The 13719-nt window shown below is 66.6% G+C and carries 12 protein-coding genes; 4 read left to right on the top strand and 8 right to left on the bottom strand.

What is annotated here, in order from left to right; genetic code table 11:
- Window positions 1-495: 495 nt before the first annotated feature.
- The 6 genes from BLW84_RS44965 to BLW84_RS44985 all read right to left on the bottom strand — a co-directional run bounded on the left by BLW84_RS44965 (window position 496) and on the right by BLW84_RS44985 (window position 6810).
- The gene (locus tag BLW84_RS44965; protein WP_093278758.1) at window positions 496-1494 is read right to left on the bottom strand and encodes an amidohydrolase family protein; all 999 of its coding nucleotides are present in this window, start codon (window positions 1492-1494) and stop codon (window positions 496-498) included.
- Window positions 1495-1544: 50 nt separating this feature from the next.
- A complete protein-coding gene (locus BLW84_RS44970) occupies window positions 1545-2000 on the bottom strand; it encodes a (2Fe-2S)-binding protein (protein ID WP_245761826.1) in 456 nt (151 codons plus the stop codon).
- 23 nt (window positions 2001-2023) lie between these two features.
- A complete protein-coding gene (locus BLW84_RS44975) occupies window positions 2024-2959 on the bottom strand; it encodes an FAD binding domain-containing protein (RefSeq protein WP_093278752.1) in 936 nt (311 codons plus the stop codon).
- Window positions 2956-5295 carry a xanthine dehydrogenase family protein molybdopterin-binding subunit gene (locus tag BLW84_RS44980; protein ID WP_093278754.1) on the bottom strand — a complete coding sequence of 780 codons (2340 nt, stop codon included), beginning with the start codon at window positions 5293-5295 and terminating at the stop codon, window positions 2956-2958. The genes BLW84_RS44975 and BLW84_RS44980 overlap by 4 nt, the downstream gene beginning before the upstream one ends.
- A 165-nt stretch (window positions 5296-5460) precedes the next feature.
- Window positions 5461-5799 (bottom strand): GNAT family N-acetyltransferase, encoded by a 339-nt coding sequence (locus tag BLW84_RS48810; protein ID WP_218157766.1) that lies wholly within the window; start codon window positions 5797-5799, stop codon window positions 5461-5463.
- 21 nt (window positions 5800-5820) lie between these two features.
- Window positions 5821-6810 (bottom strand): pirin family protein, encoded by a 990-nt coding sequence (locus BLW84_RS44985; RefSeq protein ID WP_425441836.1) that lies wholly within the window; start codon window positions 6808-6810, stop codon window positions 5821-5823.
- Window positions 6811-7338: 528 nt separating this feature from the next.
- Between BLW84_RS44985 and BLW84_RS44990 the strand changes: the two genes are divergently transcribed.
- The 4 genes from BLW84_RS44990 to BLW84_RS45005 all read left to right on the top strand — a co-directional run bounded on the left by BLW84_RS44990 (window position 7339) and on the right by BLW84_RS45005 (window position 12168).
- Window positions 7339-8583 carry an MFS transporter gene (locus tag BLW84_RS44990; RefSeq protein WP_245761828.1) on the top strand — a complete coding sequence of 415 codons (1245 nt, stop codon included), beginning with the start codon at window positions 7339-7341 and terminating at the stop codon, window positions 8581-8583.
- A gap of 287 nt (window positions 8584-8870) precedes the next feature.
- Window positions 8871-9446 (top strand): Dps family protein, encoded by a 576-nt coding sequence (locus BLW84_RS44995; protein ID WP_093278756.1) that lies wholly within the window; start codon window positions 8871-8873, stop codon window positions 9444-9446.
- Window positions 9447-9552: 106 nt separating this feature from the next.
- Window positions 9553-10422, top strand: coding sequence for a LysR family transcriptional regulator (locus BLW84_RS45000; protein WP_093278760.1), 870 nt, complete (start codon window positions 9553-9555; stop codon window positions 10420-10422).
- Between the two features lie 120 nt (window positions 10423-10542).
- Window positions 10543-12168: an amidohydrolase gene (locus BLW84_RS45005; protein WP_093278757.1), complete on the top strand. Its 1626-nt coding sequence runs from the start codon at window positions 10543-10545 to the stop codon at window positions 12166-12168.
- 369 nt (window positions 12169-12537) lie between these two features.
- Here the strand turns inward: BLW84_RS45005 and BLW84_RS45010 are convergent, their stop codons facing one another.
- On the bottom strand, window positions 12538-13254 hold the full coding sequence (locus BLW84_RS45010; protein WP_245761829.1) for a tetratricopeptide repeat protein: 717 nt from the start codon (window positions 13252-13254) through the stop codon (window positions 12538-12540).
- Window positions 13255-13482: 228 nt separating this feature from the next.
- A partial coding sequence (locus BLW84_RS48815) for a hypothetical protein (protein WP_218157767.1) occupies window positions 13483-13719 on the bottom strand: 237 nt, incomplete at its 5' end.

The raw sequence follows: 13719 nt of genomic DNA on the forward strand, positions 1-13719 counted from the left end.
ACCTGGTCACATTGGCGGCCATGGGGATGCGGCTCGCGTCGAATTCCTCCCTCGGCACCACCATCGGCCGCCAGTTCCTGGGGGCTTGAGAACACGGGCCACCAGACAGGGGCAGGACCGCGGCACACGCGGCCATGCGGATGGTGAGCGCCAGGGTTCATGGCGCACGCACCAACTTCCGTGGCAAGCCGCACCCCATGACACTCACTCAGTGGGCCGTCGCATGCTGTCATCCCCAGGTCGGCCACGCCCAGGGAGGAGCTGCTGGATCACAGCCTGCACCATGTCACTGCCGCCATTGCCACGCAGCGCACGGGTCCGGTCCCGGGGCACACCAACCCTGAAATCGGTCTGGCATTTTCGACACCCATCGTCGGATGGATAGAGAGCGGCGGCCCGCTGCGGCTGTTGCGGACGACGATGAGTTCCGCCGCGAACGACACGGCGGTCTCCTGCGGAATAGGGGCACCGAAGCTGCCGGGGCGACAGCGGGATTCATCGTGACCCGTCTATGACGTTCACCCCCAGGAACCTGCGTCCGTTCGCCTCGAGCGTCCCGACGTCGATTCCGCTATCCAGCACGAATCCGACGGGGTCCGGCTGCCCCATGTCGAAGGGATAGTCGCTGCCGCAGAGGATCCGGTCGGGCGAGGCGTGGGTCCTCAGCAGTTTCAGCACTTCCGGATCGTGAGTGATCGTGTCGAAGTAGAGACGGGTGAAGGACTCCGCGGGAGGACGGGAGCTTCCCCGGTGGACGTCGTCGCGGGAACGCCACCCATGCCGCCACCTCCCGATCAGGGACGGTGCGCAGCCCCCGCCGTGGACGAAGCAAATCCGCAAGTCGGGCAGTTCTTCCAGGACGCCACCCAGAAGGACCGATGCCACGGCGGTCGTGGTCTCCACCGGATTGCCGATGAGGTTCACGAGGTAGTGGTGGTCCCATTCGGGTCGCGGCAGTTGCATCGGGTGGACCAGTACGGAGAGGCCGAGTTCGGCGGCGATGCCGAGCACCTCCCGCATGACGCCCCGGTCATAGGACCGGCCCTGGACCACGGGCGGGACGGCGACACCCGCCACGCCTTCCGCTCCGGCGAGCCGGGTCAACTCCCTCCGGGCTGCGGCCATGTCATCCAGCCGCACCAGCCCGAGCCCGACGAGCGTTCCGTCCGTGCGGGACACGGCGTCGGCAAGCTGTTCGTTGTAGGCGGCCACGTAGTCGTCCGCCTCGGACGGCGTGTGGACGGGGAAGGCGAAGGGCGGCGCTGAGACGACACGTGCGCCGAGTCCGGCCTTGAGAGTGTCGGCGACGATGACGTCGATGTCGGTCATCGCTGCGGTCGGGAACGACAAGGGAATGTTCCCGAGGAAGAGTTCGCCATCGCGGTCGTTCATGCCGCCGAACGGATTTCCAGGCGGAAGGGCGAGCAGTTCGCGCGGCAGCCAGTGCGCGTGCACGTCGACGACTCCGGCGCGGATGTCACCGTTTACAGCCATGTTGTTCTCCTTGCCCAGGCCGCAGCTCACTCACACCGGGCGCGCTCATGTCAGGCGGTGGGATACCGCTGCTCTTTGGCGGCACGTGCGATCGCGCGCCGGATGGGCTCGTAGCCGGTACACCGGCAGATGTTGGAGCCGACGATGCCTTCGATGGCTTCGGGGTCGTCGTCGATCGCGGGATCAGCTTCGAGCGCTCCGGCGGCCGCCATGAGGAAGCCTGGTGTGCAGAACCCGCACTGGAGCGCGTGCTCGGCCGAGAATGCCCGTTGGAGGGGATGGGGTTCGCCATCAGGTCCTGCGAGGCCCTCCACCGTGCGGAGGGAGCTGCCGTCACACTGCACTGCCAGCACGAGGCACGAGCGGACGGCCTTGCCATCCATCAGCACGGTGCAGGCCCCGCAGATGCCGTGCTCGCAGCCAAGATGCGTTCCCGTAAGCCCGCATTCGTCCCGAAGCACGTCGGCGAGCAGGCGTCGAGGCTCCACGTCGAGGATCTGTTCCACGCCGTTCACCCTGAATGAGATCTTCACCGGTGGTCTCCCCTCTGCGCGGCGTCGTGCGCCTGCTGGTCCGCCGCCGCTTCCCGCAGCGTTCTTGCGACCAGGACGGCGATGGCCTGCTGCTTGTACTCGACGTCGGCATACGGTTCGGCCAGGGGTGCCGCGTCCTCGTGTGCGGCGATACGGCCGGCTCGGGCGAACGGGTCATCGTCGGTGAGCCGGTAGCCGCCCGTCTGCGCCCGTCCGATTTCGATGCCGGTCAGCGACCGCTCCGCGGCATGTGCACGCACGGGACGGTCGGCGGAGTTGACCAGCCCGATCCTCGCCTCGCTGATCAGCCCGTCGTTCACCGTCAGTGTCGCCGCGACTGCGACCTGGGCGAAGCAGAAATGGGTACGCCGCTGCTCGATGAAGCCCACTCCCGTGTTCCCGCCAAGTAGAGGCAGGCGTACGGCGGTGATGAGCTCCTGCGGTTGGCGAGAGGTGCGGTGTGGGCCCTGGAAGTAGTCGCCTGCCGGGATCTCTCGTGCCCCGTCGGGGCCGATCAGCTCCACAGTGGCGTCCAGGGCGACGCCTATAGCGCACCATTCCGAGGCGGGGTGGGCCCAGGCGAAGCTGCCGACCATGGTCCCGCGAGATCGGATGGGGGGATGGGCGATGTTGACTACAGCCCGGGACAGCAGCGTGCCTAGTGGGCCAGGCACCGCATCGGCCGATTCGAAGGCTGCGTGGCGGATCAGGGCGCCAACGCGCAACTCATCGGCCTCGACAATCATCCGGTCGAGCTCCGGAATGCGGTTGATGTCGACGACCAGCTCCGGTCGGATGCGTTGCAGGTGCATCTCCAGGATGAGGCTCTGTCCCCCGGCGATCACCTGCGCCTTTCGGCGGGTGTCGCCGAGTGCTTCGACAGCGTCGCCGACCGTGCGGGGCACCACGTAGTCGAAAGCAGCGGGTTTCATCGAACCCCCTCCTCATATTTCGGGGCGCGCGCCGCCCTCCAGACGGTGTCCGGGCTGAGCGGCATCTGCAGCAGGTCGGGATCGGCGATCTGCAAGGCATCGGCGACGGCGTTGACGATGGCGGCCGGGATTCCGATGCACCCCGACTCCCCTGCCCCCTTGGCACCGAGCGGCGTGCTGGGACTGGGCGTGCGGGTGTCCTGGACCTCGATGGGCGGGATCTCCGTGGCCGTCGGCATCAGGTAGTCCAGGAAGCCGTCCGAGAGGTGCGGCACGCCATCGTCCCCGAACGTCATGCCTTCGTAGAGCGCCTGGCCGATGCCCTGCACGGCGGACCCAAAGGCCTGCCCGTGCACCACTGTCGGGTTGAGCACCACTCCGCAGTCGTCCACGGCCACCAGCTGCAGCACCCGCACGGCGCCCAATTCCGGATCAACCTCGGCCACCGCCACGTGCGTCCCGAAGGGGAACGCCATACCGGCCTCGAACCGGTCGTCGACGCGCAACGGGCCGGTGGCATGCACCAGTTCGGCCAGACTCGCGGCCAGCGAACTGTGGCTTGCGGCGTGGACGGCACCGTCCGCCCACTCGACCTCGTCGACCGGCAGCTCCCACAGCTCCGCAGCCCGCTTGCGAGCCTCCTCGATCAGGAGGGTCGCGGCGTGCTGGAACATGGCACCGGCGACCTGCGCCGACCGGCTGGCGAAGGATCCCAGCCCTTCGGACTGTTCGTCGGTGTCCCCCTCGGCGAGCCTCACCTGCGTCTCCGCGATGCCGAGGGACTTGGCGACCAGCGCTGGAAAGACCGTCTCGTGCCCCTGCCCGCTGGATGCCGCACCGCACCGGGCGATGACGGTGCCGTCTTCACGGGCTTCAAGGCTTCCGAACTCGTGCAGGCCGCCGGTTTCGCCGCCCGAGCGCTCCACGTAGCAGGAGACTCCGATTCCCAGGGGCAGGGCGTCCGGGTCGTTACGGCGGCGGGCCTGCTCGGCGCGCCATTCCTCGTAGCCGATTGTCTTGAGCGCGCGGTCCAGGGCGGCTTCGTAGTTCCCGCTGTCGTAGCGCCGACCGGTGGGCGTCTCGTACGGGAAGTCCTCGGGCTGGATGAAATTGCGTCGCCGCATCTCGACCGGGTCGATACCCAGCCGGCGAGCCAGCAAGTCCATCGTCCGCTCGATCGCGATCGCCGCCTCTGGACGCCCGGCGCCGCGGTACGGGTAGGTCACCATCGTGTTGGTGAGCACCGAACTCAGGGTCGCGTGGACGTGCGGGGTCGTGTAGGCGCCCGATGCCATCCACGCGGTCTGCATCGGCAGTCCGACACCGAGGTGCGGATAGGCACCGACATCGGCGTCGATCTTCAACTCGTATGCGAGGAGCCGCCCTTCGGAGTCGGCCGCGAGGCGGACAGTTTGGTCCTGGCCCCTGCCTCGGGTGGCGACCAGCATCGATTCCAGGCGGTCCTCGATCCACCGCACGGGCCGCCCGAGTTTCACCGCCAGGTAGGCGACGACCACGAACTCCGGGAAGGCCGCGCTCTTCGATCCAAAGGCACCACCGGTGTCCGGCACCACTACCCGGATCCGGTCGGTGGACCAACCGAGGAGCGCGGCAAGCTCACGTCGCAATCGGTGCGGCATCTGATGCCCCGACCACACAGTCAGCCGGTCCCCCTCGGGTACGGCGAGGATCGTCCGGCATTCCATGGGGCTGGGCATTAGCAGTTGCTGGCGGTATCGGGCTTCCACCACGGCGGCCGCGTCTCGCCAGACAGAGGAATCGATGGGTTGCCCGGCCTCCCCACGCAGAGCGATGTTGCTCAGACCGTCGAACAGGGTGACAGAGTCTTCGAACGCCGCCGACGGCGTCACGACGGCAGGTAGTGGTTCGACCGTGACGGCGACCTCGGCGACCCCGTCCTCGGCGCGGTACCGGTCCTCTCCCAGGACGACCGCCAGCGCCTCGCCCGGGTACCGCACCCGGTCCTTCGCGAGCGCCGGCCACTCCCGGCCCGCCACAGCATCCTCCGTCGAGAGCCTGGCCAGCAGGGTGTGCGGAACCGGAGGCAGGTCCGGCAGATCCGCGGCCGACCAGGCCCCCACGACACCGGGCACATCGCGAGCTGCGGCGCAATCCACGCCGCGCAGCACTCCGTGAGCGAACTTGCTTCTCACGAATGCTGCATCCAGACATCCGAGCACTTTGATGTCGGCCACGTACCGGCCTCTTCCGGTTAGCAGCCTCTCGTCCTCGCGCCTCGTCCATTGCTCCACGACTGCACCTCTGTACTTCGTGTTTTCACGGGAGTCGACTGTGCGGAAGCCACTGCCCTGCATCGCGATTCACACAGAACGGCATGCTGACGCATTCAGCAACTCCGACACTAACCGCTGTAATCGGGCGCGGGGGGAGTCATAGATGGCGTGTGCTCTAAGGGGACAGAAGTTGTGCACTGGGGGTATCTGCAGTCACGGTCGGCGACGCTTCATCGATGCGGGTTGTCAACCCAGTTCCGTTTGCAGCCACCGCAGGACGTCAGGGGTTACGGCGTCGGTGATGTCGTCGAACCCGTGATGCCTCTTCAGATACTTCGCGACGTAGGGGCAAACCGGCACGATCCGCTTCCCGGAGTCTCGCACGTCGGTGAGCGCCTGCTGGACCAGCTGCGAGGCCAGGCCCTTTCCGGCAAACGCGTCGTCGATCACCGTGTGGTAAAAGACGCGCTGTACGCCGCGGTCGCGGTACGCGGTCAGGCCGGCGCGCTTGCCGTCGACCAGTATTTCGTAGTGATGCTTGGCGTCTCTCCGCTCGACGATGGGGGCGGCAGAAGGCTGGCTCATCGGGTCCCTTTCAGAGATCGGTCAGCGGCGCGGCGGATTCCCACGCGGCGCGATGATGGCGTTCGGAAGAGCGGGAGCGGGAAGACGGTCCCCCGAGTATCCCTCGAAGGCGCCGAAACGATCAGAGGAATTGGCCCAGTCTTCTCGAGCACGGACGATATCCTCATGGCTACGCCCAATGAAATTCCACCACATGACGATTTCTTCCTCGAACGGAGGTCCGCCGAGCAGCACCATCCGAGCCGTTTTGTCCGACTCGTTGGCCAACGTCAGCGTGCCGGTTCCGGCCTGGGCGTAGCCCAACTCCGCCGGGTGCAGAAGCGTATCTGTCATGCGGACGTCCCCATGATCGACCAGGAGGCCGTGCTCGAAGCCGGGGTTCACGGCGAGCGTGACCGCTGCGTGCGGCTCAAGGATGACTTCGGCACCGAGCAGCGGCGTGAACGTTCGCACCGGGGAGTCGTGACCGGCGAGGGAACCCAGGAAGACCCTGATCTCGGCTCCACGCATTCCCACAGGCTCGGGCGCGTAGTGCTGGAAGTCCCGCTCGGCGTGTCGGTGTTCCTCAGGCAGTGCCACCCACAGCTGGACGCCGTGCAGGATCGTGGTGCGCGAGGTGGACACCTCTGAGTGGCTGATGCCGTATCCGCCCGTCATGAGGTTTAGCTCTCCGGGTCTCACGAAGGCGTGACTGCCCAAGCTGTCACGGTGCTCGATCTCCCCACTGAACAGCCAGCTCACCGTCTGCAGTCCGGTGTGCGGATGCGGTGCGACATCCATGCCGCCCGTCTCGGCGACGTCATCGGGGCCGTAGTGATCGGCGAAGCACCAGGCTCCGATCAAGGTCCGCGAGCGCTGCGGCAGCGTGCGCCGCACCGTCATCGCTCGGGGGCCGCCCAGAGGTACGTCACGCGGGGAGAGCACTTCGATCTGTGACACCTCCGGCGAGCGCTGACCGTCCACCAGTGATCCGCACCGCTCTGCCACGGACTCTGCGTCGAGACTGCTCACTGTGGACCCTTCCGCACGATGGTTTCGTTTTCAACGAACATGTCCTGATCCTAAGACGCTTGTACGCCGGTGGGGCGTCCTCACCCGCGTACTTCTGTGGCCCGGTCACGAAGCAGTTGGCGTGATCCCGCCGATGCAGGACTCGACCGCGCAGTAGAAGCTGATCAACTTGCGAGTTCGGAGATCAACGGCCGCCCATATCGCCTACTGGGCTTCCTGGCGTAATTCGGCGAGCGCGGTGAGTCCGGCAGCGTCGCGTCGGAGCCGCTTCATCTCGTACGCGGTGAAGATGCCCCGGCAGTGCGGCGGTGGGCTTTGATCTCGTGGGCCGCGGCGCGACCTCGAATTGCACGTCGACGGTCATCTCCAAACGAGATAACTAACATCGCTAACCATCGCGGCGAATGAGGAAGCACGGGAAGTCGCCGAGCGCTTATACCCCGTGAGAGCAGCGGGAAGCTGCTCGACCACCGCAAAGCGCCCTTGCTGAGCCGGCACTCCCCGGCTCCTCTCCCGAAGAAGGTCCCCGTGTCCCAGTCATCCGGTCTCCCGACATCGCGTCGAACCAAGATCAGCGCAGAGGCCACACAAGGCGTGCCGGGCTGGCTGGTCGCGCTGCTGGCCGTTGCTTCAGGCATGACCGTCGCCAACCTGTACTACGCTCAGCCGATCCTCTCGTCGCTGCGCGACGTCTTCCACATCAGCACGGCCACGGCAGGCGTACTGATCACGCTCACTCAGGTCGGCTACGTCATCGGCATGCTCTTCCTAGTCCCGCTGGGCGACCGGCTGGAGAAGCGCGGCCTGATCACCGCGCTGCTTTCAGTCACCACCTTCGCTCTGGTGACGGCGGGCCTCGCGACCAGCTTCCCCGTGCTGTTGGTCGCATTGACGATCAGCGGCGCTACGTCGGTCGTCGCCCAGATCCTGGTCCCCTTCGCCGCCAGCCTCGCACCGGACCACGCTCGCGGCCGGATCGTGGGCCGAGTGATGAGCGGACTGCTCGCCGGCATCCTGCTGTCCCGTACGCTCAGCAGCTTCGTCGCGGAAGTCTCCAGTTGGCGCGTCGTCTTCCTCGGTTCGGCGGCACTGATGGCCGTTCTCGCCGTGACCCTGCGCGCGACACTGCCGCGGCACGCGCCCACTACATCCGTGCCGTACAAAGAGGTTCTGCACTCCACCGTCACGTTGGTGCGCACGCACCCCGCGCTACTGCGCCGCGGGCTCTACCAGGCAGCGATGTTCGGTGCGTTCAGCGCCTTCTGGACCACCGTCTCCTACGTGCTCACCGGCCCTCACTTCCACTACTCCTCCGTCGGGGTCGGCGTGTTCGCACTCATCGGGGCGGCTGGTGCAGTGGTGGCCCCGCTTGCCGGGCACTGGGCCGACCGTCGGCTTACTCGGCCTATGACTGGCGCCTCATTCGCAGTTGCCGCGCTGGCCTTCGCGGTTGCAGGTTTCGGTCAGCACAGCATCGTTCTGATCGCCGTTGCCGCCGTACTCATCGATATGGCCGTGCAGACAACCCTCATCCTCGGCCAGCACGCCGTCTACCAGCTCGACCCCAACGCCCGGGCTCGCCTCAACAGCGCTTTCATCGCGATCTTCTTCATCGGCGGAGCTCTTGGATCGCAGCTCGGCTCAATCGCCTACCGCGTTGGCGACTGGAGCGGGGTCACCGTCCTCGGTGCAGCCCTGCCGACGCTGGCGCTCCTCTACTGGCTGACCGAGCACCGGACCGGCGGCCGACTCAACGCCCAAGATTCCGAGTAACTCATCTGCACCTACCGGTTCTTCATCGGACTGCACCTTCGTTCATGCTCATGCCTCGGTCGGTATGGCATTCCGACCGAGGCAGCGGGCGGCGAGGTTAGCGCGTCGCAGCGGCGTCGCGAGCCCTTGAGCGCACGGTTGCCGACCCAAGAGCGAACGCCTGTAAACGGCAATAAACTCACTGCACTAAGAGGCACCAGCACGTGCGCTCCTTGGCAACACGTCCTCATTTCAGCACCTAGCGTCACTGGCGCACACCCAGCACAGCGCGCTACAGGAGGCACGTCATGGCCACCAGCTCCAACCCCACGAGCAGCCAGCCGCGGTTGCATCAGAAGGGCGAACTGATCCAGGAGTTCGGGACCGTCAAGCAGTTCCCCCTCGGTCTGTCCTACGAGGCGCGCATGCATTCCTGTCAGCGTCTGAACAGGATCCTCGCGGACACGCAGATCCTCTACGGCCTCTACAAGAAGCACCACTGGATCATGCGGGGTCCGACCTTCTACCAACTGCACCTGCTCCTGGACAAGCACGCAGGCGAACAACTCGAACTAGTCGATACGATCGCTGAACGAGTCCAGACCCTGGGCGGCGTCGCGCTAGGCGATCCCCGACACGTCGCCGAGATCACTTCGATTCCGCGTCCCCCGGACGGGGTCGAGAAAGTCCCAGCGATGCTCTCGCGGTTGCTGGAAGCTCACGAGAGCATCCTGGTGGAAGCCCACGACGCGGCCGCGCGGACCGCCGACCTGGGCGACGACGGCACCAACGACCTCCTCGTCTCACAGGTAATCCGCACCGGCGAGCTGCAGTCCTGGTTCCTGGCCGAGCACTTGGTGGACACACCCCTGATCCGCGCCTGAGTCAAGCCAGAAGTCTCGACATGGCGACCATCTGCTGAAAAAAAGAAGCCGCGGCAGGTGACGGCATTGCCTGACGGGATAGGCACTATGTGATCGGGAGCGCATGATGGATCTGCGGCAGATGGAAGTTGTCGTCGCGGTGGCGGAGACAGGCGGGTTCACAGCCGCGGCGCAGCATCTGCACGTAGTGCAGTCCGCAGTCTCCGGCACGGTGCGTGCTCTCGAACGAGAGCTGGGTACCCCACTGTTCAGCCGGACCACACATCGCGTGGCGCTCACCCCGGCCGGCGAAGCCTTCGTTCCCGCCGCGCGGGCCACACTGCACGCGGCCGAACTAGCACGCGAGAGCGTCGCCGCGGCCAAGGGGGAGCTACGCGGCCAGGTCACAGTCGGGACGATGCAAGGAATCTGGGCGGGTTTGCACCATGCGCTGGCCGCGCTTCGAACGGAGCATCCAGGTGTGGTGGTCCGACTGCGTCAAGCATCTGTGGCCGACATCCGGCAGGCGCTGCGCGAGGGCGCAGTGGACCTGGCCGTCGTGGCACTCGACCGCCAGCAGCAGCGAGGACTGGCGACGCACACGCTGTTCCGCGAGGAAATGGTCCTGGTGGCTTCACCCGAGCGGGACCTCGCTGCGCGAACCTCGGACAGCACGGTTGAACTGGCCGCGATCGCCCAGCTACCACTGGTGGAGTTCACACCCGGCTGGGCCATCCGCTACGCGGTCGACCGCGCCTTCCGTGCCGCCGGCGTCGACCGGAGCACGACCTTCGAGGTCAACGACATCGTCGCGGCATCCGAGCTGGTCCGCAACGACCTGGGAGTCTGCATCATGCCCCCTTCCATTGCGGCGCGTTTCCAGGACCTAGCACGGTACCGGTTCGACCAGCACGCACCGAGCTGGAAGGTGATGGTCGCGCGTCCCCGCGGTGAGCCAACCGCAGCCGCAGCGGCATTGCTGAGGCACATCACCTGATCTCACCTAGCACGCCACCCCGACTTACGTTCGGCGGAATACTCGCTCGGAATCAGTCTGAGCTGAGGAAATGCCCTTCCGGGTTGGGCACCGATACCGAGAGGAGATGTCGTGCCGCCAATGAACACGCCGCCTGCCGATCTGCTGGTCCGATGCACCAACATCCGCACGCTCGTCGCCGGACAGGAGCCCCAGCGTGCGCTGGCGGTGCGCGGGGAGCGGATCTTCGCGTTGTCGGCGGACCCGGCAGGCCTCGATGGGCTCGTGGGTACCGACACGACGGTTTTGGATCTGCCGGGCTGCACCGTGCTGCCAACCTTCGACGACACCCACACACATCTGATCGCGGCGGGTGACAGCGCCCACGACGTGGCCGTGGACGGTGCGCGGTCGATCGCCGAGTTCTTGGACCTCATCCGGGCTCGGGCCGCCGAAACCCCAACAGGGAAGTGGATTCGCACCAGCGGACACTGGCAGGAGCTGAACCTGGCCGAGCGCCGCTTCCCCACTGCCGCTGAACTTGATCAGGCCACCGACCGACATCCGGTGCTGGTGGTACGTGGCGTGCACAACCAGGTTCTCAACCGGTACGCCCTCCGGCTGTGCGGCATCGATGCCACTACGCCCGATCCCGAGGGCGGGAGCATTGTGCGAGATGGTGACGGGCGCCCCAACGGCCACCTGATCGACGGGCTCGCCCTGATCCAACCGCACCTTCCCGCGCCCGATCCGGCGAGGAAGCTCGACGGGTTGCGCATCGCCTCCCACGCCTACGCCGCCACCGGGATCGGCCTGGTGCGCGACACCAACTCCTCCCTGGCTGACCTGGACGCACTCACGCAGGTGCGGGACGCCGGCGGCTTGAGCTGCCGAGTGCGGGTTCTGCTGACCACGATGGGGTTCACCTCCGTGCGGCAGGTCGAGGACGTCCTGGACGGAATGGAGGAGTGGAGGCACCGGAGTGACCCGTGGCTGGGCGTGTGGGGCGTGAAGTTCTGGATGGACGGCGGCATTGAATCCGGCGCCCTTGAGCACCCGTACTGCCCGGCTCACTCGCCCGTGCCCGGCTACACCGGGCAGCTTGCCTGGGACGAGCAGGTACTCCAGGAGGCTGTGGAGGTGGTGGCGCGGCGTGGCTGGCGGGTCGGTGTCCACGCGTATGGCGATCGCGGGGTGCGCACGCTGCTGGACCTGTACGAGAGGGTGCAAGCCCGCCTGCCAGGCCTGCCCTACGGGACGCTGGTCATGGAACACGGCGGTCTCGCGGACGACGAGCAGAGACACAGAGCGGTGAGCATGGGGATCCCGGTAACGGTGCAGCAGCCGCTGCTGTTCGACGCCGCCGCCGTCCAGGCCGAATACTGGGGCAGCGAGCGGGTGGCCGCCCTCTTCCCCGCCCGGGAGTGGCTGGACGCCGGCGCGGACATCTCCGCCGGCTCGGACTATCCGGTCGGTGAGTACGGGGCGGCGCACTCGCTGTACGGCCTGACGACGCGCCAGACCGTAGACGGCATCCGCGGCCCAGAGCACGCCATTACACGCGAGGAGGCTGTCGCCCTGCACACCACGGCCGCAGCCCGTCTGACCGGCGAGAGCGACCTACGAGGGCGGCTCACCCCCGGACACCTTGCGGACCTCACCATCTGGCCCGATGACCCGTACACCATGCCCGAGGACACCCTGGACGGGCTCAGGCCCAGCCACACGCTGCTGGGCGGCACCGTGGTGCACGGCCCGAACCTCTGACACGGGCTCGTGGCCGCGGTGCCGCTGTTCGGCCTGGAGGTTTCGATCAGGCTGTCAGTGAAGGCCGGGTGGTAGCGCCAAACAGGAAACAGCCTGCCCTGGTCTGACAGGGAGTTTGGCCAGATCCCGGACCCGCTCGCACGATCGACTCGCGGTGTCTGCTGGTGTTTCGACCGATTCCACGAACGCGGTGTGCTTGCTGGTCGCACTGCACTTCCCGAATACCTCATCCACGCAGGTGAGAGCGGTTGTCCAGAATGCCGGCCATGGTTGCTCGACTCGGCGCTCTCACGCGGCTGACGGTAGCCGCGGCATGATGATCGACCGTGCTGCTGCGACTGACCTACCTCGGCGTGACCATCGACTGAGTCAAGTACTGTCAGATTTCCGCGTCGAGTGCGGTGAGATGGGAGCGGACGGTTTCCGCCTCGGGGTGTGCAAGGCTTCGAAGATCGCGAGTGAGCGCTGCCAGAATTCCCGAGCTCGCTCCACGTCGCCGCTAGCTTGGAGGGCGCAGCCGAGACCGTTGAGGCTGATAGCCTCGCCAGCTCGGTGGCCGATACCGCGGCAATGCTCCGAGGCTTCGCGGTAGGCGCTAACCGCCTCATTGAGGTGTCCGGCACGTAGGTGGGCGGATCCATGCCAGGTCAGTGTGTAGCCTCGCCTCAATGACTGGTTACTGATTTCCAGGGACCGATGCAGGTGCGCGAAAGCGTTCGAGAAATCGTCCAAGTAGGACAGTGCGAGTCCCAGGATGGCATGGGCGGGCCCAGGGTCTCCCACGGGGCAATTTTCATCGAATTCATCCTGCAGTTCCTGTAAGGCGTGCGCGGATGCGTTCGACACCGCCCACTCCTCGGCATTCATGCGGCCTCCGACGCCGCCGGCACGACCGGCATCGCGGTGGCTGCGGACTGTGCCGTGCCGGTTCCACACCTGACGACCGGTGTAGCGCGGATTCTCCAGGATCCCCGCCACGGTCGGCGTCATCCACGCCTGCCCCGAGCGGTGCGGATTGCGTCCCGGATCAGCACCGGACGGGCACGGCATCCCACGCTCGTTGAGCTCCCGTGCGATTCCAGCCATGCTGCGCCCCGCGGCGCGCTGCTGAAAGATCCACCGCACCACGGCGCCGTGACCGGGTCCGGCTCGAGCTGGTGCACTCGACGACCCCACCGCGCATGCGCCTGATTCGGATGCGGCCCCGCATCGGCAAGCCGATACCCATGCGGCGGCCGACCACCCAGGAAACGTCCTTGCGTACAGGCTTGCGTACGCATCGCCGCCAACATCCGATGCCTCGCCCGCAACACCTCACGCCGCGACCGCGAAGGTCAAGTCGAGGTGGATTCCCTGCGGCCCGTCCATACAGGACCGTACGGATACCAGCGGAACATCACGCCGAACCTGGCCATCAACCGAGCGATCGTAGGTGCGGCTCGTGGGGTCGAACCGTGTGGTGATGGCAGCGAGCAGAAATGCGCGGAGGCTGGAATGGACCCGTCCACTCCAGCCTCCGCGCATTTTCAGGCCGTCTTCGCCGGAACCAGG

The organism is Saccharopolyspora shandongensis, from assembly GCF_900106995.1.
Taxonomy (GTDB): domain Bacteria; phylum Actinomycetota; class Actinomycetes; order Mycobacteriales; family Pseudonocardiaceae; genus Saccharopolyspora; species Saccharopolyspora shandongensis.

Coding starts and splice junctions, on each gene's coding strand:
- BLW84_RS44965 (WP_093278758.1), bottom strand. CDS start 1,494: ATGGCTGTAAACGGTGACATCCGCGCCGGAGTCGTCGACGTGCACGCG.
- BLW84_RS44975 (WP_093278752.1), bottom strand. CDS start 2,959: ATGAAACCCGCTGCTTTCGACTACGTGGTGCCCCGCACGGTCGGCGAC.
- BLW84_RS44980 (WP_093278754.1), bottom strand. CDS start 5,295: ATGCAGGGCAGTGGCTTCCGCACAGTCGACTCCCGTGAAAACACGAAG.
- BLW84_RS48810 (WP_218157766.1), bottom strand. CDS start 5,799: ATGAGCCAGCCTTCTGCCGCCCCCATCGTCGAGCGGAGAGACGCCAAG.
- BLW84_RS44995 (WP_093278756.1), top strand. CDS start 8,871: ATGGCCACCAGCTCCAACCCCACGAGCAGCCAGCCGCGGTTGCATCAG.
- BLW84_RS45000 (WP_093278760.1), top strand. CDS start 9,553: ATGGATCTGCGGCAGATGGAAGTTGTCGTCGCGGTGGCGGAGACAGGC.
- BLW84_RS45005 (WP_093278757.1), top strand. CDS start 10,543: ATGAACACGCCGCCTGCCGATCTGCTGGTCCGATGCACCAACATCCGC.
- BLW84_RS45010 (WP_245761829.1), bottom strand. CDS start 13,254: ATGGCTGGAATCGCACGGGAGCTCAACGAGCGTGGGATGCCGTGCCCG.